Origin of the sequence: Streptomyces sp. NPDC093109, assembly GCF_040701725.1 — a bacterium.
In the GTDB taxonomy this organism is placed as follows: Bacteria; Actinomycetota; Actinomycetes; order Streptomycetales; family Streptomycetaceae; genus Streptomyces.
Window position 1 is genome coordinate 10,448 of sequence record NZ_JBFBEZ010000047.1, and the last position, 18,858, is coordinate 29,305.

General features: G+C 72.2%; 22 protein-coding genes and 1 pseudogene. 20 read left to right on the forward strand and 3 right to left on the reverse strand.

Annotated features, from left to right (window positions below):
- From AB0389_RS31870 to AB0389_RS31905, 8 genes are all read left to right on the forward strand, one after another.
- Entirely contained in the window at window positions 1-1,107 is a 1,107-nt protein-coding gene (locus AB0389_RS31870; RefSeq protein ID WP_366399045.1) for a histidinol-phosphate transaminase, read from the forward strand.
- The gene (hisB, locus tag AB0389_RS31875) at window positions 1,104-1,697 is read left to right on the forward strand and encodes an imidazoleglycerol-phosphate dehydratase HisB (RefSeq protein WP_366399009.1); all 594 of its coding nucleotides are present in this window, start codon (window positions 1,104-1,106) and stop codon (window positions 1,695-1,697) included. The genes AB0389_RS31870 and hisB overlap by 4 nt, the downstream gene beginning before the upstream one ends.
- On the forward strand, window positions 1,694-1,861 hold the full coding sequence (locus tag AB0389_RS31880) for a hypothetical protein (RefSeq protein WP_181957409.1): 168 nt from the start codon (window positions 1,694-1,696) through the stop codon (window positions 1,859-1,861). The genes hisB and AB0389_RS31880 overlap by 4 nt, the downstream gene beginning before the upstream one ends.
- On the forward strand, window positions 1,858-2,496 hold the full coding sequence (hisH, locus tag AB0389_RS31885) for an imidazole glycerol phosphate synthase subunit HisH (protein ID WP_366399010.1): 639 nt from the start codon (window positions 1,858-1,860) through the stop codon (window positions 2,494-2,496). The genes AB0389_RS31880 and hisH overlap by 4 nt, the downstream gene beginning before the upstream one ends.
- Window positions 2,493-3,221, forward strand: a complete 729-nt coding sequence (gene priA / locus AB0389_RS31890; RefSeq protein WP_366399046.1) for a bifunctional 1-(5-phosphoribosyl)-5-((5-phosphoribosylamino)methylideneamino)imidazole-4-carboxamide isomerase/phosphoribosylanthranilate isomerase PriA — start codon at window positions 2,493-2,495, stop codon at window positions 3,219-3,221. Before hisH ends, priA begins: the two co-directional genes overlap by 4 nt.
- Window positions 3,214-3,615: a RidA family protein gene (locus AB0389_RS31895; protein ID WP_366399011.1), complete on the forward strand. Its 402-nt coding sequence runs from the start codon at window positions 3,214-3,216 to the stop codon at window positions 3,613-3,615. The genes priA and AB0389_RS31895 overlap by 8 nt, the downstream gene beginning before the upstream one ends.
- Window positions 3,612-4,367, forward strand: a complete 756-nt coding sequence (gene hisF, locus AB0389_RS31900) for an imidazole glycerol phosphate synthase subunit HisF (RefSeq protein WP_114658710.1) — start codon at window positions 3,612-3,614, stop codon at window positions 4,365-4,367. Before AB0389_RS31895 ends, hisF begins: the two co-directional genes overlap by 4 nt.
- A 271-nt stretch (window positions 4,368-4,638) precedes the next feature.
- Window positions 4,639-5,472: an alpha/beta hydrolase gene (locus tag AB0389_RS31905; RefSeq protein WP_366399047.1), complete on the forward strand. Its 834-nt coding sequence runs from the start codon at window positions 4,639-4,641 to the stop codon at window positions 5,470-5,472.
- A gap of 60 nt (window positions 5,473-5,532) precedes the next feature.
- On the opposite strand, the gene AB0389_RS31910 is transcribed toward AB0389_RS31905, so the two are convergent.
- Window positions 5,533-6,168, reverse strand: a complete 636-nt coding sequence (locus AB0389_RS31910) for a TIGR03085 family metal-binding protein (RefSeq protein WP_366399012.1) — start codon at window positions 6,166-6,168, stop codon at window positions 5,533-5,535.
- A gap of 83 nt (window positions 6,169-6,251) precedes the next feature.
- On the opposite strand from AB0389_RS31910, the gene hisI reads away from it, so the two are divergent.
- From hisI to lgt, 11 genes and pseudogenes are all read left to right on the forward strand, one after another.
- Window positions 6,252-6,611, forward strand: coding sequence for a phosphoribosyl-AMP cyclohydrolase (gene hisI, locus AB0389_RS31915; RefSeq protein WP_366399013.1), 360 nt, complete (start codon window positions 6,252-6,254; stop codon window positions 6,609-6,611).
- An 11-nt stretch (window positions 6,612-6,622) separates the two neighbouring features.
- Window positions 6,623-8,116 carry an anthranilate synthase component I gene (locus tag AB0389_RS31920; protein ID WP_366399014.1) on the forward strand — a complete coding sequence of 498 codons (1,494 nt, stop codon included), beginning with the start codon at window positions 6,623-6,625 and terminating at the stop codon, window positions 8,114-8,116.
- A gap of 22 nt (window positions 8,117-8,138) precedes the next feature.
- Window positions 8,139-8,882, forward strand: a complete 744-nt coding sequence (locus AB0389_RS31925; RefSeq protein WP_366399015.1) for a TIGR02234 family membrane protein — start codon at window positions 8,139-8,141, stop codon at window positions 8,880-8,882.
- Window positions 8,883-9,060: 178 nt separating this feature from the next.
- A pseudogene (locus AB0389_RS31930) lies at window positions 9,061-9,291 on the forward strand (HGxxPAAW family protein); the annotation flags it as partial.
- A 223-nt stretch (window positions 9,292-9,514) separates the two neighbouring features.
- Window positions 9,515-9,934 carry a DUF2752 domain-containing protein gene (locus AB0389_RS31935; RefSeq protein ID WP_366399048.1) on the forward strand — a complete coding sequence of 140 codons (420 nt, stop codon included), beginning with the start codon at window positions 9,515-9,517 and terminating at the stop codon, window positions 9,932-9,934.
- A 148-nt stretch (window positions 9,935-10,082) separates the two neighbouring features.
- Window positions 10,083-10,892, forward strand: coding sequence for an indole-3-glycerol phosphate synthase TrpC (trpC, locus tag AB0389_RS31940; RefSeq protein ID WP_366399016.1), 810 nt, complete (start codon window positions 10,083-10,085; stop codon window positions 10,890-10,892).
- Window positions 10,893-10,900: 8 nt separating this feature from the next.
- Entirely contained in the window at window positions 10,901-11,116 is a 216-nt protein-coding gene (locus AB0389_RS31945) for a tryptophan synthase subunit(beta) (protein WP_366399017.1), read from the forward strand.
- Between the two features lie 124 nt (window positions 11,117-11,240).
- Window positions 11,241-12,479 carry a tryptophan synthase subunit beta gene (gene trpB, locus AB0389_RS31950; protein WP_366399018.1) on the forward strand — a complete coding sequence of 413 codons (1,239 nt, stop codon included), beginning with the start codon at window positions 11,241-11,243 and terminating at the stop codon, window positions 12,477-12,479.
- Window positions 12,476-13,288: a tryptophan synthase subunit alpha gene (gene trpA, locus AB0389_RS31955; protein WP_366399019.1), complete on the forward strand. Its 813-nt coding sequence runs from the start codon at window positions 12,476-12,478 to the stop codon at window positions 13,286-13,288. The genes trpB and trpA overlap by 4 nt, the downstream gene beginning before the upstream one ends.
- Before the next feature lie 103 nt (window positions 13,289-13,391).
- Window positions 13,392-14,303: a thioredoxin domain-containing protein gene (locus AB0389_RS31960; RefSeq protein WP_366399020.1), complete on the forward strand. Its 912-nt coding sequence runs from the start codon at window positions 13,392-13,394 to the stop codon at window positions 14,301-14,303.
- Between the two features lie 70 nt (window positions 14,304-14,373).
- Entirely contained in the window at window positions 14,374-15,348 is a 975-nt protein-coding gene (lgt, locus tag AB0389_RS31965) for a prolipoprotein diacylglyceryl transferase (RefSeq protein WP_366399021.1), read from the forward strand.
- A 70-nt stretch (window positions 15,349-15,418) separates the two neighbouring features.
- On the opposite strand, the gene AB0389_RS31970 is transcribed toward lgt, so the two are convergent.
- On the reverse strand, window positions 15,419-16,300 hold the full coding sequence (locus AB0389_RS31970; RefSeq protein ID WP_366399022.1) for a ribokinase: 882 nt from the start codon (window positions 16,298-16,300) through the stop codon (window positions 15,419-15,421).
- A gap of 43 nt (window positions 16,301-16,343) precedes the next feature.
- The gene (locus AB0389_RS31975) at window positions 16,344-17,600 is read right to left on the reverse strand and encodes an ADP-ribosylglycohydrolase family protein (RefSeq protein WP_366399023.1); all 1,257 of its coding nucleotides are present in this window, start codon (window positions 17,598-17,600) and stop codon (window positions 16,344-16,346) included.
- A gap of 119 nt (window positions 17,601-17,719) precedes the next feature.
- Between AB0389_RS31975 and AB0389_RS31980 the strand changes: the two genes are divergently transcribed.
- Window positions 17,720-18,448: a VIT1/CCC1 transporter family protein gene (locus AB0389_RS31980; protein WP_366399024.1), complete on the forward strand. Its 729-nt coding sequence runs from the start codon at window positions 17,720-17,722 to the stop codon at window positions 18,446-18,448.
- The last annotated feature ends 410 nt before the right edge of the window (window positions 18,449-18,858 follow it).

Genomic DNA, 18,858 nt, shown 5'->3' on the forward strand with positions numbered 1-18,858 from the left:
CTGCGCGTACGGGACGAGCTGCCCGTACGGGACGAGCTGCGCGGCAAGACCCCGTACGGCGCCCCCCAGCTGGACGTCCCCGTACAGCTCAACACCAACGAGAACCCCTACCCGCTGCCCGAGGCGCTCGTCGAGCGCATCGCCGAGCGCGTCCGCGAGGCAGCACGCGGGCTCAACCGGTACCCCGACCGGGACGCCGTGGAGCTGCGCACCGGGCTGGCCGCGTATCTGACGAAGACCGGCCACCACCCGGTGACCGCGGCCAACGTCTGGGCCGCCAACGGGTCCAACGAGGTCATCCAGCAGCTGCTCCAGACCTTCGGCGGCCCCGGCCGCACCGCCATCGGCTTCGAGCCGTCGTACTCGATGCACGGCCTCATCGCGCGCGGCACCGGCACCGGCTGGATCTCCGGGCCGCGCAACGAGGACTTCACCATCGACGTGCCCGCCGCCGTCACCGCCCTCGCGGAACACCGGCCCGACGTCGTCTTCATCACCTCGCCCAACAACCCCACCGGCACGGCCGTCGGCGCCGAGGCCGTCCTCGCGCTGTACGAGGCCGCCCAGGCCGCGAAGCCGACGCTGGTCGTCGTGGACGAGGCGTACGTCGAGTTCAGCCACCGCGAGTCGCTGCTGCCGCTCATCGAGGGCCGGCCCTACCTGGTCGTCTCGCGCACCATGTCCAAGGCGTTCGGCGCCGCCGGGCTGCGCCTCGGCTATCTCGCCGCCCACCCCGCCGTGGTCGACGCCGTCCAGCTGGTACGGCTGCCGTACCACCTGTCCGCCGTCACCCAGGCCACCGCGCTCGCCGCGCTGGAGCACACCGATACGCTGCTCGGGTATGTCGAGACCCTCAAGGCCGAGCGGGACCGGCTGGTGACCGGGCTGCGCGGGATCGGCTTCGAGGTCACCGACTCGGACGCGAACTTCGTGCAGTTCGGCCGCTTCGAGGACTCCCACGCGGCCTGGCGCCGGATCCTCGACCGGGGTGTCCTCATCCGTGACAACGGCGTACCGGGATGGCTGCGGGTCACCGCGGGAACCCCCGCCGAGAACGACACGTTCCTCGACGCGGTACGCGAACTGAAGAAGGAGAGCGGCGCATGAGCCGGATCGGCCGTGTGGAACGCAGTACGAAGGAAACGTCCGTCGTCGTCGAGATCGATCTCGACGGCACGGGAAAGGTCGACGTGTCGACCGGGGTCGGCTTCTACGACCACATGCTCGACCAGCTCGGCCGGCACGGGCTGTTCGACCTCACGGTGAAGACCGAGGGCGACCTCCACATCGACTCGCACCACACCATCGAGGACACCGCCCTCGCCATCGGCGCCGCGTTCAAGCAGGCCCTCGGCGACAAGGTGGGCATCTACCGCTTCGGCAACTGCACCGTCCCGCTGGACGAGTCGCTCGCCCAGGTGACGGTGGACCTGTCGGGACGCCCGTACCTCGTGCACACCGAGCCCGAGAACATGGCGCCGATGATCGGTGAGTACGACACGACGATGACCCGGCACATCCTGGAGTCCTTCGTCGCCCAGGCCCAGATCGCGCTGCACGTCCACGTCCCGTACGGGCGCAACGCGCACCACATCGTGGAGTGCCAGTTCAAGGCGCTGGCGCGGGCCCTGCGCTACGCCTCCGAGCGCGACCCGCGGGCAGCGGGCATTCTTCCTTCTACGAAGGGCGCTCTGTGACCGGGCTGTCCACCGTTCTGATCGTGGTGGGGCTCTTCCTCGCCGGTGGTGTGTACTCCTTCCACAAGCAGAAGCTGCCCACCGGGGTGATCGTGCTGCTGGGCCTCTGCTCCGCGCTCTGCCTGGTCGCCGGTGTGCTGCGCGTTCAAGGGATCTGGGAATGAGCGCCAAGAGCGTTGTTGTCTTCGACTACGGCTTCGGCAACGTCCGCTCGGCCGAGCGCGCCCTTGCCCGGGCCGGCGCCGAGGTGGAGATCACCCGCGACTTCGACCGCGCCATGAACGCCGACGGGCTGCTCGTGCCCGGCGTCGGCGCCTTCGCCGCCTGCATGAAGGGGCTGAAGGACGCGCGCGGTGAGTGGATCATCGGGCGCAGGCTGGCCGGCGGCCGGCCGGTGATGGGGATCTGCGTCGGCATGCAGATCCTCTTCGAGCGCGGCATCGAGCACGGTGTGGAGACCGAAGGGCTTGACGAGTGGCCCGGTACGGTCGAGCCGCTCGACGCCCCGATCATCCCCCACATGGGGTGGAACACCGTCGAAGCCGCCGAGGACAGCGAACTGTTCGCCGGGCTCGACGCCGACGCCCGCTTCTACTTCGTGCACTCCTACGCCGTGCGCACATGGGACCTGGAAGTCACCAACGCCAAGATCCGCGCCCCCCGGGTCACCTGGGCCACCCACGGCGAGCCGTTCGTGGCCGCCGTGGAGAACGGCGCGCTGTGGGCCACCCAGTTCCACCCCGAGAAGTCCGGCGACGCCGGCGCCCAGCTGCTGACCAACTGGATCGGAACCCTCTGATGAAGCTTGAACTGCTGCCCGCCGTCGACGTCAGGGACGGCCAGGCCGTACGGCTCGTGCACGGCGAGTCCGGTTCGGAGACGTCGTACGGCTCCCCCCTCGAAGCCGCGCTCGCCTGGCAGCGCTCCGGCGCCGAGTGGCTGCACCTCGTCGACCTCGACGCCGCCTTCGGCACCGGCGACAACCGGAAGCTGATCGCCGAGGTCGCCGGCGCGATGGACATCAAGGTCGAGCTGTCCGGCGGCATCCGCGACGACGACACCCTCGCCGCCGCCCTCGCCACCGGCTGCACCCGCGTCAACCTCGGTACGGCCGCGCTGGAGACCCCCGAGTGGGTCGCCAAGATCATCGCCGAGCACGGCGACAAGATCGCCGTCGGCCTCGACGTACGCGGCACGACCCTGCGCGGACGCGGCTGGACCCGGGACGGCGGCGACCTCTACGAGACGCTCGCGCGGCTGGACTCCGAGGGCTGCGCGCGCTACGTCGTCACCGACATCGCCAAGGACGGCACCCTCCAGGGCCCCAACCTGGAGCTCCTCCGTACCGTCTGCGCCGCCACCGACAAGCCGGTCGTCGCCTCCGGCGGGGTCTCCTCGCTGGACGACCTGCGCGCGATCTCGGCCCTGGTGCCCGAGGGCGTCGAGGGCGCCATCGTCGGCAAGGCGCTGTACGCGAAGGCGTTCACACTGGAAGAGGCGCTGGCGGCGGTGGCCGGTGAGTGACGCGGTGGTACGGAAGGTCTCGTCCGGCGGCCCCTGGGAAGAGGCCATCGGCTACTCGCGCGCGGTGGAGCTGCCGAACGGCCTGGTGCTGGTGTCCGGCTGCACCTCGGTGGTCGACGGCCGGATCGCCGAGGGCGGACCGTACGAACAGGCGCTCACCGCGTTCGGCGTCGCCCTCAAGGCGCTGGGGGAGCTGGGGCTCGGCGCGGCGGACGTGGTCCGTACGCGCATGTACCTCACCCACGTCAGGGACGCGGACGACGTGGGCCGCGCCCACAAGGAACTGTTCGACGAGGCCCGGCCTGCCGCCACGATGGTCGTCGTGGCCGGCCTCATCGACCCCAGCCTGGTCGTCGAGGTCGAGGTCGAGGCGTACCGGGGAGGCACAGCGTGACACTGGCCGTACGGGTCATCCCGTGCCTGGACGTGGACAACGGCCGCGTCGTGAAGGGCGTCAACTTCCAGAACCTGCGGGACGCCGGTGACCCCGTCGAGATGGCCAAGCTGTACGACGCGGAGGGCGCCGACGAGCTGACGTTCCTCGACATCACCGCGTCCTCCGGCAACCGCGAGACCACGTACGACGTGGTGCGGCGCACCGCCGAGCAGGTCTTCATCCCGCTGACCGTCGGCGGCGGAGTCCGCACCGCCGACGACGTCGACAAGCTGCTGCGGGCCGGCGCGGACAAGGTCGGCGTCAACACCGCCGCCATCGCCAGGCCCGAGCTGATCCGGGAGATCGCCGAGCGGTTCGGACGGCAGGTGCTGGTGCTCTCCGTCGACGCGCGGCGCAGGCCGGACGGGTCTTTCGAGGTCACCACGCACGGCGGTCGCCGGGGCACCGGCATCGACGCCGTCGAGTGGGCGCACGAGGCGGCGGAGCTGGGCGCGGGCGAGATCCTGCTCAACTCGATGGACGCGGACGGCACGGAGTACGGCTACGACACCGTGATGATCGAGATCGTGCGCAAGCACGTCTCCGTACCGCTGATCGCGTCCGGCGGCGCGGGCACCCTGGAGCACTTCCCCCAGGCCATCGACGCGGGCGCCGACGCCGTACTGGCCGCGTCCGTCTTCCACTTCGGGAAGCTGCGGATCTCGGACGTCAAGGGCGTACTCGAAGTGACGGGACATCCGGTGCGCTGAGGTTGTCGGCGCGCCGTCAACTCCGGTGCGCCCGGGGACGCTTCCGCACCGGCCGTACCGGGGATATGGAGACTGCCAGTCATCTGGCGGTCGCCACCCCGGTGCACCCGTACGGCCTCCGGCGTGGCTCCGTCACGACCGAGAGGATCCCCCCATCGTGCAACGGCACTCCTCGACGGCCGTCACAACGGCCCCCCTCCGCACCTCCCGCACCCCCCTGGTCCGCAGATTCTGGTCCGCCGCCCTCACCACAGGCGCGCTCTTCGCCGCGTTGATCCCCACCGCCCCGGCCGCACACGCCGCGTCCGCCCCGGCCGCCGACAACCCGTACGAGCGCGGCCCCGCGCCGACCGTCGCCAGTATCGAGGCGGCCACCGGGCCGTACGCCGTTTCCCAGCTCACGGTGGCGCGGTCGAGCGTCAGCGGATTCGGCGGCGGCACCGTCTACTACCCGACCACCACCGCGGACGGCACCTTCGGCGCCGTGGCCGTCGCCCCGGGCTTCACCGCGAGCCAGTCCAGTGTTTCCTGGTACGGGCCGCGCCTCGCCTCCCAGGGCTTCGTCGTCTTCACCATCGACACCACCACCATTCTCGACGCGCCCGACAGCCGGGGGCGTCAACTCCTCGCCGCACTCGACTATCTGACGGGGAGTTCGGCCGTACGTGGCCGGATCGACAGTGCCCGCCTCGGCGTCATGGGCCACTCCATGGGCGGCGGCGGCAGCCTGGAGGCCGCCAAGAGCCGCACCTCGCTGAAGGCGGCCATCCCGCTGACCGGCTGGAACCTGACCAAGAACTGGTCCGCGGTCCGCACCCCCACCCTGGTGGTCGGGGCCGACGGCGACACCACCGCGCCCGTCGCCTCACACTCCGAGCCGTTCTACGAGTCCCTGCCCGGCACCCTCGACAAGGCGTATCTGGAGCTGAAGGGGGCCGTCCACAACACACCGACGAGCGCGAACACCACCATCGCGAAGTACAGCGTCTCCTGGCTGAAACGGTTCATCGACGGGGACACCCGCTACGAGCAGTTCCTCTGCCCGCTGCCCCAGCCGAGCACCACGATCGCGGAGTACCGGGGCAACTGCCCGCACACCTCATGACGCACTGAACACACGTCGCCGGTGGCGGACAGGCGCCCGCCGCCGGCGACGCGGCAGCCCCTACGCGAGGCCCAGCTTCGCTTCCCGTACGGCCGTGATCGCGGCCTCGTCGCCCTCCAGCCGCACATCCGCCGCCGCCTGCCGGCCGAACGTGAAGAGCAGCAGCTCACTCGGCTCACCGGTCACCGTCACCACCGGGGTACCGCGGTGCGCCACCGCCGTCTGGCCGTCCGGGCGGCGCAGCACCAGGCCCACCGGGGCCTTGCGGCCCATCATCCGGCCGCCCTTCTCCAGCCGCGCCCACAGCGTGTCCGCGAAGACCCGGTCCACCTCGCGCGGCGTCCAGTCGGGCTGCGCGCGCCGGACGTCCTCGGCGTGGATGTAGAACTCGACCGTGTTGGCCGCCTCGTCCAGCTGCTTGATGCTGAACGGGGACATCTTCGGCGGGCCCGTACGGATCAGCTGGAGCAGCTCGTCGTACGGCTTCGCCACGAACTCGGCCTGCACCCGTTCCAGCCGGCTCCGCAGCGCGGGCACCAGCGTCCCGCCCGCCGCGTCCGGGCGGCGCTCGCGCACCACCACATGGGCCGCGAGATCCCGCGCGAGCCAGCCGTCGCAGAGCGTCGGTGCGTCGGGGCCCACCGCCTCCAACAGGTCGGCGAGCAGGAGCCGTTCACGCTTCGCATGGGTCGACATGCGCCCCAGCCTACGGCGCCCGCACCGCGTCCGCCCAGTGGACCGCCGCCCGGCGGGCACCGCGGGCGCGGCACAATGTCCGTATGACCAGCATGACCGGTGGGCTCGACCCCGCCATCGCCGCCCGGCTCAAGCGCAGCGCCGACGGACTGATCCCCGCCATCGCCCAGCAGTACGACACGGGCGAGGTACTGATGCTCGGCTGGATGGACGACGAGGCCCTGCACCGCACCCTGACCACCGGCCGCTGCACCTACTGGTCGCGCAGCCGCCGGGAGTACTGGGTCAAGGGCGACACCTCCGGCCATGTCCAGCACGTCAAGTCCGTCGCGCTGGACTGCGACGCCGACACGGTCCTCGTCCGCGTCGACCAGGTCGGCGCCGCCTGTCACACCGGCGCGCGCACCTGCTTCGACGCCGATGTCCTCCCGCTCGGGCAGTAGGGTCGGCGGACATGGATCTTGAGACCTTCCGCAAGCTGGCGGTGGACCGCCGTGTCATCCCTGTCAGCAGGCGGCTCCTCGCGGACGGGGACACCCCGGTCGGCCTGTACCGCAAGCTCGCCGCCGAACGCCCCGGCACGTTCCTGCTGGAGTCCGCCGAGAACGGCCGCTCCTGGTCCCGCTACTCCTTCGTCGGGGTACGGTCCGCCGCCACCCTGACCGAGCGCGACGGCCAGGCCCACTGGCTCGGCACCCCGCCCGTCGGCGTCCCCCTCGACGGCGACCCGCTGGCCGCCCTGCGCGCCACCGTGGAGACCCTGCACACCCCGCACGACCTGGCCGGCGCCGAGGGCCTGCCGCCGTTCACCGGCGGCATGGTCGGCTACCTCGGGTACGACATCGTCCGGCGGCTGGAGAAGGTCGGCGACCACGCCCGCGACGACCTGGGCATCCCCGAGCTGACCATGCTGCTCACCTCGGACCTCGCCGTGCTCGACCACTGGGACGGCTCGGTCCTGCTGATCGCCAACGCGATCAACCACAACGACCTCACCACCGGGGTCGACGAGGCGTACGCCGACGCCGTCGCCCGGCTCGACGCCATGGCCGCCGACCTCGACCGGCCGGTGCACTCCGCGCCCGCCGCGCTGCCCGAGTCCGAGCTGCCCGCGTACACCGCGCTGTGGGGCGGCGCCGCGTACCAGGAGGCCGTCGAGGACATCAAGGAGCGGATCAGGGCGGGCGAGGCGTTCCAGGTCGTCCCCTCGCAGCGCTTCGAGACCCCCGTCACGGCGAGCGCGCTGGACGTCTACCGGGTGCTGCGGGCCACCAACCCGTCCCCGTACATGTACCTCTTCCGCTTCGACGGCTTCGACGTCGTCGGCTCCAGCCCGGAGGCGCTCGTCAAGGTCGAGGACGGGCGCGCGATGGTGCACCCGATCGCCGGCACCCGGCACCGGGGCGCCACGCCCCAGGAGGACCAGGCGCTCGCGGACGAGCTCCTCGCCGACCCGAAGGAGCGCGCCGAGCACCTGATGCTCGTCGACCTCGGCCGCAACGACCTGGGCCGCGTCTGCGAGCCCGGCAGCGTCGAGGTCGTCGACTTCATGTCCGTCGAGCGGTACTCGCACGTCATGCACATCGTGTCGACGGTGACGGGCAGGGTCGCCGAGGGCCGTACCGCCTTCGACGTGCTGACCGCCTGCTTCCCGGCGGGCACGCTCTCCGGGGCGCCCAAGCCGCGCGCCCTCCAGATCATCGACGAGCTGGAACCGACCCGGCGCGGGCTGTACGGCGGCTGTGTCGGCTACCTCGACTTCGCCGGGGACTCGGACACGGCCATCGCCATCCGCACCGCCCTGCTGCGCGACGGGACGGCGTACGTGCAGGCGGGCGCCGGGGTCGTCGCCGACTCCGACCCGGTCTCCGAGGACACCGAGTGCCGGAACAAGGCGGCGGCGGTGCTGCGGGCCGTGCATACCGCGAACCGCCTCCACGGCGGGTGAGGCGGTAGGGGATAGTGGGTACGTGACTGCCGTACCCGTACCCCAGCCCCGCGCCGCCGGTCCGACGGCCACCCCCGCCGCCTCCACCCCCGCGCGGGCGGGCCGTGACCGCGACCGCGAACGCGACCGTGACGGCGGGAGCGGTGGCCGCCGCTCGCTGGCCGCCGCGCTGCTCCTCGGCGCGGCCGGCGCCGCCGTGGTGCTGATCGCCTCCGGCCAGACCTGGGCCGGCGGGACGGCCGCCGTCGGCGGCGGTTCCGTATCGCTGGACGCCAACGGCCGTGACATCACCGGTGTCCCCGCGGCCCTCGCGGTCGTCGGGCTCGCCGCGCTCGTCGCCGTCTTCGCCGTCCGCAGGGCGGGCCGGCTGCTGGTCTCCGCGCTGCTCGCGCTGAGCGGCGCGGGCGCGGCGCTCAGCGCGTTCCTCGGCGCGTCGGACCGCTCGGCGCTGAACGAGATGGCGGCGAAGACCACCGGCGACACCGCCGCCACGGTCCAGGCGCTCTCCCACACGGCCTGGCCGTACGTGACGGCGGGCGGCAGTGTGCTGATCCTGCTCGCCGGGCTGCTGGCCCTGGTGTACGGCAGGCGCTGGCCCGGCATGTCCGGCCGCTACGAGCGCCCCGCCGCGGCCGGCTCAGGTACGGGGACGGGCGCCGCCGCCCGGAGCCGTACCGCGGGGAAGACGCCCGTCGTGGACCCGGACCGGCCCGAGGACCTGTGGAAGGCCCTGGACCGGGGCGAGGACCCGACGCGGGAGCAGTGACCCGTCGAGCGGTGACCCCGGGAGCGGTGACCCCGGGAGCCCTGCTTCCGGGAGAGCAGTTTCACACCCACCCCCTGGCCCGGCCGGCGGGACCCATGCGGGACAATGGCCGGTGAGCGTGCGACCCCACGACTCGACCCCACGACTCACCCAGTGCGACAGCAACGAGGAGCAACTCATGGCGGGCAGCAGCCACGGACACACCCCGGCGGCCTGGACCGGTGTCACCATCGCCTTCATCGGCTTCTGCATCTCGGGAGTCTTCATGGTGGCGGCGAACGTGCCGGGCGTCGTGGGCGGACTCGTCGTGATACTGCTCGGCGGCGCCGTCGGCCTCGGCATGAAGGCGGCCGGCATGGGCATGCCCAAGGAATCGGCCGAGCTGGTACGGGCCAGGAACGCGGCGGGCAATAAGCAGGTCAACATGCGCTCCGAGGACATCAAGACCCAGCTGCTGTCCGGCGCGCACACCACGCACAGCGCGCACGGCGCCACGGCCGAGGCGCAGCCGCAGACCGTCTGACCGTTCGGGACCGCGCGCGGTCCCGAACGGCAGAAGCGATGACGCAGTCCGGTGGGACCGGGCTGCGTCTTTCCGTTCCACAGGCGACAATCACCGGGTGAACGAAGTCATGACCGAGCCGGTCGGCTCCACCGGGGCGGCGCGCCGGCTGCTGGCGCCGCTGGGCACCCTCGCCGGGATCGGCGCCGCCTTCACGTACGTCGGCCTGGTCGACCCGAATGAAACCGGCCACTATCCGGTCTGCCCGCTCTTCGCCCTGACCGGCCTCTACTGCCCCGGCTGCGGCGGTCTGCGCAGCGCCCACGCCGTCGCCCACGGGGATGTCGTCACCGCGCTCGGGGACAACGCGCTGGCCGTCGTCGGCTACGCGCTCTTCGCCGCCGGATGGGCCGTCTGGGCCGTACGGGCCCGCAGAGGGCTGCCCGTGGGGATTCCCCGGCAGCCGGTGTACTGGTGGTCGCTCGGCGCGGTGGTCCTGGTCTTCACCGTGGTCAGGAACCTTCCCTTCGGTTCCTGGCTCGCCCCGTGAGGCCGTCCCCGGGGACATGCCCGGCCATCCGGATGCGGCTCATCCCGGCTGTTCCGGCTAGGGTTTACCGGCAGGGTCCCGTAGCGGGATGGCTTGATCCTGATCCCCGTCCCGAATCCCGAAGTGCAACCGAAAGGGGGCCGCTCGCGTGAGTGTGCTCGACGAGATCATCGACGGCGTACGCGCCGACCTCGCAGAGCGGCAGGCGCGGGTGAGCCTTGACGAGCTGAAGGAACTCGCCGCCAGGGCGCCCCAGGCCAAGGACGGCGCCGCCGCGCTGCGCGGCGAGGGCGTCCAGGTGATCTGCGAGGTCAAGCGCTCCAGCCCGTCCAAGGGCGCGCTCGCCGCGATCGCCGACCCCGCGGCGCTGGCCGCCGACTACGAGGCGGGCGGCGCGGCCGTCATCTCCGTACTGACCGAGGAGCGCCGCTTCGGCGGCTCGCTGGCCGACCTGGACGCCGTCCGGGCCCGGGTCGACATCCCCGTCCTGCGCAAGGACTTCATCGTCACCTCGTACCAGCTGTGGGAGGCCCGGGCGCACGGCGCCGACCTCGCGCTGCTGATCGTCGCCGCGCTCGACCAGCAGGCGCTGGTCTCGCTGATCGAGCGGGCCGAGTCGATCGGGCTCACCCCGATCGTCGAGGTGCACGACGAGGAGGAGGCGGAGCGGGCCGTGGACGCCGGGGCCAAGGTCATCGGGGTCAACGCGCGCGACCTCAAGACCCTCAAGGTCGACCGCTCCACGTTCGAGCGCGTCGCGCCCGAGATCCCCGACCACCTGGTGAAGATCGCCGAGTCCGGGGTGCGCGGGCCGCACGACCTGATCGCGTACGCCAACGCCGGCGCCGACGCGGTCCTGGTCGGCGAGTCGCTGGTCACCGGCCGCGACCCGAGGACCGCCGTGGCCGATCTCGTCGCCGCGGGCGCCCACCCGGCGCTGCGGCACGGGAGGGACTGACACCTCCCATGGGAACCGCCGCCGCCGTCATCCGTACCGCGCACGCCTCGCGCGTGGCGTCGCACGCCGCCCTGGCGCGCGGCTGCCGCCCGCGCGGCTGCCGGGCCCCGGCGCGCCGGGTGCGGGGCCGGCGGGTGCGGTACGTGATCGGCGACGAGCCGGGCCAGGTCAACGGGATGCGATGGCGCGGCACCGCCGCGTTCCGGTCCGACGGGTCCGGGTAGGCGTACGCCGGTTCTCCGGGTGGCTCATGCCGCCCGTGATCATGCCGCCGTGACCGCGCTGCCCCGTGCCCGGGCCGGGACGCAATACGGTGCCCACCGTTCGCCGTTTCCCGAGGAGTCCCGCGTGTCTTCCGAGTTCTTCCTTCCCGACCCCGATGGCCGGGTCCCCAGCGCCGAGGGGTATTTCGGCGCGTACGGCGGCAAGTTCATCCCGGAGGCGCTCGTCGCCGCCGTGGACGAGGTGGCCGTCGAGTACGAGAAGGCGAAGGGCGACCCCGCCTTCGCCGCCGAGCTGAACGACCTCATGGTCCACTACACCGGCCGGCCGTCCCCGCTGACCGAGGTGGCGCGCTTCGCCGAGCAGGCCGGGGGCGCCCGGATCTTCCTCAAGCGCGAGGACCTGAACCACACGGGATCGCACAAGATCAACAACGTGCTGGGCCAGGCGCTGCTCACCAAGCGGATGGGCAAGACCCGGGTCATCGCCGAGACCGGCGCCGGCCAGCACGGAGTCGCCACCGCGACCGCCTGCGCGCTGTTCGGGCTCGACTGCACCATCTACATGGGCGAGATCGACACCCAGCGCCAGGCCCTCAACGTGGCCCGGATGCGGATGCTCGGCGCCGAGGTCGTCCCCGTGACCTCCGGCAGCCGTACCCTGAAGGACGCCATCAACGAGGCGTTCCGCGACTGGGTCGCCAATGTGGACCGTACGCACTACCTCTTCGGTACGGTCGCGGGCCCGCACCCCTTCCCGGCGATGGTGCGGGACTTCCACCGCGTCATCGGTGTGGAGGCCAGGCGGCAGATCCTGGAGCGCGCGGGACGGCTCCCCGACGCCGCCGTGGCGTGTGTGGGCGGCGGATCGAACGCGATCGGGCTGTTCCACGCGTTCCTGGCCGACGCTGACGTACGGCTGGTGGGCTGCGAGCCGGCCGGGCACGGCATCGAGAGCGGCGAGCACGCCGCCACGCTCAGCGCGGGCGAGCCGGGCATCCTGCACGGCTCGCGCTCCTACGTCCTCCAGGACGAGGAGGGCCAGATCACCGAGCCGTACTCGATCTCGGCCGGTCTCGACTACCCGGGCATCGGCCCGGAGCACGCGTACCTCAAGGACAGCGGGCGCGGCGAGTACCGGGCGGTGACCGACGACGACGCGATGCAAGCGCTGCTGCTGCTCTCGCGTACGGAGGGCATCATCCCGGCGATCGAGAGCGCGCACGCGCTGGCCGGCGCGCTGGAGGTGGGGCGCGAGCTGGGCGAGGACGGCCTGATCGTCGTCAATCTCTCCGGGCGCGGCGACAAGGACATGGACACGGCGGCCCGCTACTTCGGGCTGTACGACGGGGAGGGCACGAAGTGAGCGGGAACATTCAGCTGCTGAGCGACACCCTCGCCGCCGCGAAGGCGGCGGACCGGGCCGCGCTGATCGCCTACCTCCCGGCCGGGTTCCCGACCGTGGACGGCGGCATCGCCGCGATCAAGGCCGTGTTCGACGGCGGCGCTGACATCGTCGAGGTCGGACTGCCGCACAGCGACCCGGTCCTCGACGGCCCCGTCATCCAGACCGCCGACGACATCGCGCTGCGCGGCGGCGTCAAGATCGCCGATGTCATGCGCACGGTCCGGGAGGCGTACGCGGCGACCGGCAAGCCGGTGCTGGTCATGACGTACTGGAATCCGATCGACCGGTACGGCGTGGAGCGGTTCACCGCCGAGCTGGCCGAAGCGGGCGGCGCCGGGTGCATCCTGCCCGACCTGCCCGTCCAGGAGTCGGCGCAGTGGCGCGAGCACGCCGCGAAGCACGGGCTCGCGACCGTCTTCGTGGTGGCGCCGAGCAGCAGGGACGAGCGGCTCGCGAAGATCACGGCGGCCGGCAGCGGCTTCGTCTACGCGGCGTCGCTGATGGGCGTCACCGGGACCCGTACCTCGGTCGGTCAGGAGGCCCGCACGCTGGTGGAGCGGACCCGCGCCACCACCGAGCTGCCGGTCTGTGTCGGCCTCGGCGTCTCCAACGCGGAGCAGGCGGCCGAGGTCGCCGCCTTCGCCGACGGTGTGATCGTCGGATCGGCCTTTGTGAAGCGGATGCTGGACGCGCCCGACGAGGCCGCCGGGCTGGCCGCGGTGCGCGAGCTGGCGGGCGAGCTGGCCGTGGGCGTTCGCAAGCGGTGACCGTTCGCAAGCGCTGACGGACGGCACGGGCCGCCTGTCATCCGTATGGGTGGACCTGGGACCGGGGAGGTGCGTACGCGCCTCCCCGGTTCGTTCTGTGGGCGTGAGCGAGAAGAACCGTGAGGGAAAAAGGACCGCGAGAGAGCGGCTCCATCAGGAACGTCAGGCGCACGACGCGCGCGAGCGGCGCAGGCGCGCCCTGATCGTGGCGGCGACGGCCGTCGGCGTGCTCGGTCTGGCCGGCGCGGTCGGGCTGCTCGCCGCGAACATGGGCAAGCACAAGAGCGAGGCGGCGGGGCCCGTCAGCGCGCCCTCGGGGGTGAGCGGCAAGGACGATCTGGCGATCCCGGTGGGCGCCACGGACGCGCCTTCCACGCTCACGGTGTGGGAGGACTTCCGCTGCCCGGCCTGCGCCCAGTTCGAGAACGCGTTCCGGCCGGTCATCCACGAGCTGGAGAAGGCGGGAGCGCTCAAGGCCGAGTACCACCTCGCGACGATCATCGACGGCAACATGGGCGGTACGGGCTCGCTGCGCGCAGCGAACGCCGCCGCGTGCGCCCAGGACGTCGGCAGGTTCGCGCCGTACCACGATCTGCTCTACCAGAACCAGCCGGCGGAGACGGACGACGCCTTCGCCAAGAACAGTCGGCTGCTGGAGCTGGCGGGCAAGGTGGACGGGCTGGCGGCGGCCCCCGGCTTCCGCGCGTGCGTGGAAGGGGGAGCGCACGACAAGTGGGTGGAGAAGTCCGCCGAGGCCTTCCGCACGGGCGGTTTCTCCGGGACTCCGACCGTGCTGCTCAACGGGGAGGTGGTCTTCCCGAAGAAGGGCGACGAGGACATCACGCCCGACAATCTGAAGAAGTGGGTCGCCGAGGCCAACAAGGGCAAGAAGGCGGGCACCGAAACCCCGTCCGCCCCGGGCTCGGCCCCCGCCTCGGACACGGGCTCGGGGCCGGAGTCGGGCGCCCCTTCGGAACCGGCCGGTACGACGCCCGCGGGGACCCCCGCGGTGTGACGTCTGTTACGCAGAAGTTGCCGGGCGGGTTGCCGTATGCCCCGCCCGGCACTGTAGCGTCGGACCTGCCATGGACCTTGCCTACATTCCCAGCCCGTCGACCGGAGTGCTCCATCTCGGACCGCTTCCGCTGCGCGGCTATGCCTTCTGCATCATCATCGGTGTCTTCGTCGGCGTCTGGTACGGCGGCAAACGCTGGGTCGCCCGCGGCGGCAAAGTGGGCACCGTGGCCGACATCGCCGTCTGGGCGGTGCCCTTCGGGCTCGTCGGCGGCCGTCTCTACCACGTGATCACCGACTATCAGCTGTACTTCAGCGACGGTGAGGACTGGGTCAACGCCTTCAAGGTCTGGGAGGGCGGCCTCGGGATCTGGGGCGCGATCGCGCTGGGCGCGGTCGGCGCCTGGATCGGCTGCCGCCGCCGGGGCATCGCCCTGCCGGCGTACGCGGACGCCATCGCGCCCGGCATCGTGCTCGCCCAGGCCATCGGCCGCTGGGGCAACTGGTTCAACCAGGAGCTGTACGGCAAGGAGACCACCCTGCCGTGGGCGCTGAAGATCAGCGCGGGCCCGAACCGCGAGGCCGGGCTCTACCACCCGACGTTCCTGTACGAGTCGCTGTGGTGCGTGGCCGTGGCGGCCTTCATCGTCTGGGCCGACCGCCGCTTCACCCTCGGACACGGGCGGGTCTTCGCGCTGTACGTCGCCTCCTACTGCGTGGGCCGCGCCTGGATCGAGTACCTCCGGGTCGACGAGGCCCACCACATCCTGGGCGTCCGGCTGAACGTCTGGACCGCCGCGATCATCTTCCTGCTGGCCGTCACGTACTTCGTGCTCTCGTCGCGGATGCGTCCGGGACGCGAGGAGATCGTGGAGCCGGAGACCGACGAGGACGCGAAGGCCGTCGCCGACGCGTCGGACTCCGATGACGACGAGAAGGCGGAGCCCGCCTCGGAGAAGGCCGAGCCCGCCGGAGAAGCCGAGAAGGCCGAGCCCGCCGAGAAGGCCGAGCCCGCGGAAAAGGCTGAGAAGGCCGAGAAGAGCTGACCCGCACGCACCTCGAAGGCCGTCGGACCGCCCGGTCCGGCGGCCTTTCCCATGCCCGCGCGCCCCTCCGTCACGCCCCGATCTCGGAGCGGTACGGCATCGACGCGGACGCCCCCGGGCGCTGGACGCAGAGCGCGGCGGCGGCCGAGGCCCAGCGCAGCGCGTCGGTCATCGGGCGGCCCTCCCCGAGCGCGACGGCGAGCGCGCCCACGAAGGTGTCCCCGGCGCCGGTGGTGTCCACGGCCCTGACCCGGGGCGCGGGCACGGTCACCGGCTCCCGGCCGCGCGCCGCGTACAGGCTGCCCGCCGCGCCCATCCTGATCACGACCTCCGGGACCCGCCGCAGCAGGGCCTCGGCGGAGAGCCTGGCGTCGGCGATCCCGGTGAGCGTGGCGGCCGCGTCCTCGCTGGGGACGAGCAGATCGACGGCGTCGAGCAGCTCGGGCGGGAGGGGCTGGACGGGGGACGGCGTGAGGACGGTCCGCACGGCGTGGCGGCGGGCGGCCAGCGCGCCGGCCAGCACGGCGTTCAGCGGGATCTCCAGCTGGAGAAGGAGCGCGGAGGCGCCGGCGATGAGGCTCTCCTCGCCCGGCGCGAGATGGGTGACGGTGCCGTTCGCGCCGGGGATGGCGATGATCGCGTGGGCGCCGGTGTCGTCCACCACGACATGGGCGGTGCCCGAGGGGCCCTCCGCCGTGCGCAGCAGGTCCGTGTCGACGCCGGACGCTTCGAGCGTGTGCCGGAGCTGCGCCCCGTACGCGTCGTCACCGACCGCGCCGATCATCGCGACCTCGCCGCCGGCGCGGGCGGCGGCGACGGCCTGGTTGGCGCCCTTGCCGCCGGGGAACGTGCGCAGTTCGCGGCCGGTGACGGTCTCGCCGAGGCGGGGAACGCGGTCCACGTAGGTGACGAGATCCATGTTCGCGCTGCCGAGCACCACGATGGCGGTCATGAGAGCTGTGCCTCCCGGTCCGTAACGGTCGTCGCGTGAACGGTCATCGCACGATGGCGAGTTGAGGGTCCGTCAGCTCGGCGAACGCGGACTCGCGTGCTCGCCGCCGTCGCGTGTCGCGGTGGAAGATCTCCTCCGCGGACTCCGTCAACTCCTTTGCCGGGGCGTGCAGATCGAGGCGGCTGGCCTCGGCGACCCGGCGCGCCCACTCGTCGGGGACGGCGCGCTCGCCGCCCAACGCCCCTGCGATCGCACCGCACATGGCGGCGGTCGAGGCGCAGTTACGGCCGTAGTTGACGCAACCAAGCACCGTACGCCGGTAGTCGCCAGCGCCGATCAGCAACATGCCCAGGGCAATGGGGAGTTCCTCCACGGAGTGCAGCCGGGAGGGGCGGCGGGCGCCCAGCGAGGGGGAGTGGTGGCGTGGGCCGACCGTGTCGAACGGCGCGACGGCCTCGCGCAGTCCGCGCAGCGCCGACTCCGTACAGCGGTGCCGGGCGGCGACCGCGCACACCGCCTCGATCGCCGCGCGCGTACCGTCCTTCGCGAGCGTGAGACAGGCCGCCACGACGGAGGCCGGGGTGGCGCCGGGGAGGCAGGCGGCGGCGACGGCCGCGGCGAACACACCGGCCGCCTCGCGTCCGTACGACGACTGGTGCGCGCCCGCGAGATCGATCGCCTCGGCGTAGGCGGCGGGCGGATCGGCGGCGTTGACCAGCCCCACCGGTGCCATGTACACCGCCGCACCGCAGTCGACGGCATTGCCGGTGCCGGCCTCGCGCGGGTCGGTGTGGCCGTAGTGCACCCGGGTGACCAGCCACTTCCCGGCGAGGGAGAGCCGGGTGAGGGGCAGCGCCTCGGCTTCGAGGCCGGGGATCCAGCGCGGGGTGGTGATCAGGTCGGGGACGAGATGGTCCGCGACGGCGTACGCGTCCAGATGGTCGCGGACCGTTCCGTAGACCCGGATCAGCGCATGGGTCATGAGGGTGCCGTCGGTGACGCGGCCGTCGCCCGTGCGGAACGGGGCGAGGGAGCGGGCGGGGCGCCGGTCGTCGTCCCACGGTCCGACGACCCCGGTGACCCGGCCGCCGTGGCGCGCCACGATCCGGTCGGGGGAGTGGCCCTCGACCGGGCCGCCGAGGGCGTCGCCGACGGCCGCGCCGACGAGGGCGCCGGTGACGCGGTCGGCGAGGGTGAGGGGCGGCGGCGCGGCCGGAGTCCGTGACGGCGGAGCATCGGCCGACGGCGGAGCATCGGCCGACGGCGGGGCGTCAGACGGCGGGGCGTCAATGGGCGTCATGTCGGAATTGTCACCCCTGGTGGGCGAGTGCGAAACTCGGCCTCCCACCCCCTTCCCGCCCTGGTAAGTACGGCCTTCCTTGCTGGCGGGAGCGATTTTTCGTGCGTATTTTCGAGTGCATGACGCTCATTGAGACCGAGGCGGCGCTCCACGAGGCGCACCGCGACAATCACACCCACCGCGATGTGAACGGCGGCTGGCTGCGGCCCGCCGTGTTCGGGGCGATGGACGGGCTGGTCTCCAATCTCGCGCTGATGACCGGCGTCGCCGGGGGCGCCGTCGCACAGCAGACCCTCGTGATCACCGGTCTCGCGGGTCTCGCGGCCGGCGCCTTCTCGATGGCCGCCGGTGAGTACACCTCCGTGGCCTCCCAGCGCGAGCTGGTCGAGGCCGAACTCGATGTCGAGCGGCGCGAGCTGCGCAAGCACCCGGTGGACGAGATGGAGGAGCTCGCCGCGCTCTACGTCTCGCGCGGCGTCGATCCCGGCCTCGCCCGCGAGGTCGCCGTACAGCTGTCGAAGGATCCCGAGCAGGCGCTGGAGATCCACGCCCGCGAGGAGCTGGGCATCGACCCGGACGATCTGCCGTCGCCGCTGGTCGCGGCGGTGTCGTCGTTCGGTTCCTTCGCCCTCGGTGCCCTGCTGCCCGTCCTGCCGTACCTGCTCGGGGCCACCACGCTGTGGCCCGCCGTGCTGCTCGCGCTGACCGGGCTGTTCGCCTGTGGCGCGCTGGTGGCCAGGGTGACGGCGCGCAGCTGGTGGTACAGCGGGCTGCGGCAGCTGGTGCTCGGCGGGGTCGCCGCCGCGCTCACGTACGGACTGGGCGCGCTGTTCGGAGCGGCAGTCTGACCCGTGAGACCGCGCCGGGGCAACCCCCTGGACGTCATGAAACCGTTCTGACCTGCGAGAGCCCGACCGGTGGCGGGATCGGGGCGGTCGATATGGGCCCTCCTGTGACGAACATCCCCGAGCGTTCCGGCGCCGGGAATGCGACACTGTGCCAGGCGCTCTGTATGTGACCGTTACCCAGCGGTTTCGAGTCGTTAATGACCGGGCATGAGCTGGAGGCGCCGTGGGCAATGAAGCCCGCTCCGCCACAGCCGTACGGACGACGATCTGTCCGTCTGCGCCCCTCATTCACCGCTACGAGCGGTGTCCACATGCTGGAATGGGCTATCCACTTCCCGAGAAGCTTTCCATCATGTAACCTGCACGAAATTTTGGAGGGCCAGCGTCGTCCCTCGGTAATCGCATATGCC

Bases quoted from the DNA above. Each gene is read 5' to 3' on its own strand.
- AB0389_RS31975 (WP_366399023.1), bottom strand. From the start codon at position 17,600: ATGACGCCCATTGACGCCCCGCCGTCTGACGCCCCGCCGTCGGCCGAT.
- AB0389_RS31970 (WP_366399022.1), bottom strand. From the start codon at position 16,300: ATGACCGCCATCGTGGTGCTCGGCAGCGCGAACATGGATCTCGTCACC.
- AB0389_RS31980 (WP_366399024.1), top strand. From the start codon at position 17,720: ATGACGCTCATTGAGACCGAGGCGGCGCTCCACGAGGCGCACCGCGAC.
- AB0389_RS31935 (WP_366399048.1), top strand. From the start codon at position 9,515: ATGACCGAGCCGGTCGGCTCCACCGGGGCGGCGCGCCGGCTGCTGGCG.
- hisI (WP_366399013.1), top strand. From the start codon at position 6,252: ATGACCAGCATGACCGGTGGGCTCGACCCCGCCATCGCCGCCCGGCTC.
- AB0389_RS31910 (WP_366399012.1), bottom strand. From the start codon at position 6,168: ATGTCGACCCATGCGAAGCGTGAACGGCTCCTGCTCGCCGACCTGTTG.
- hisH (WP_366399010.1), top strand. From the start codon at position 1,858: ATGAGCGCCAAGAGCGTTGTTGTCTTCGACTACGGCTTCGGCAACGTC.
- lgt (WP_366399021.1), top strand. From the start codon at position 14,374: ATGGACCTTGCCTACATTCCCAGCCCGTCGACCGGAGTGCTCCATCTC.
- AB0389_RS31920 (WP_366399014.1), top strand. From the start codon at position 6,623: ATGGATCTTGAGACCTTCCGCAAGCTGGCGGTGGACCGCCGTGTCATC.
- hisB (WP_366399009.1), top strand. From the start codon at position 1,104: ATGAGCCGGATCGGCCGTGTGGAACGCAGTACGAAGGAAACGTCCGTC.
- AB0389_RS31945 (WP_366399017.1), top strand. From the start codon at position 10,901: ATGGGAACCGCCGCCGCCGTCATCCGTACCGCGCACGCCTCGCGCGTG.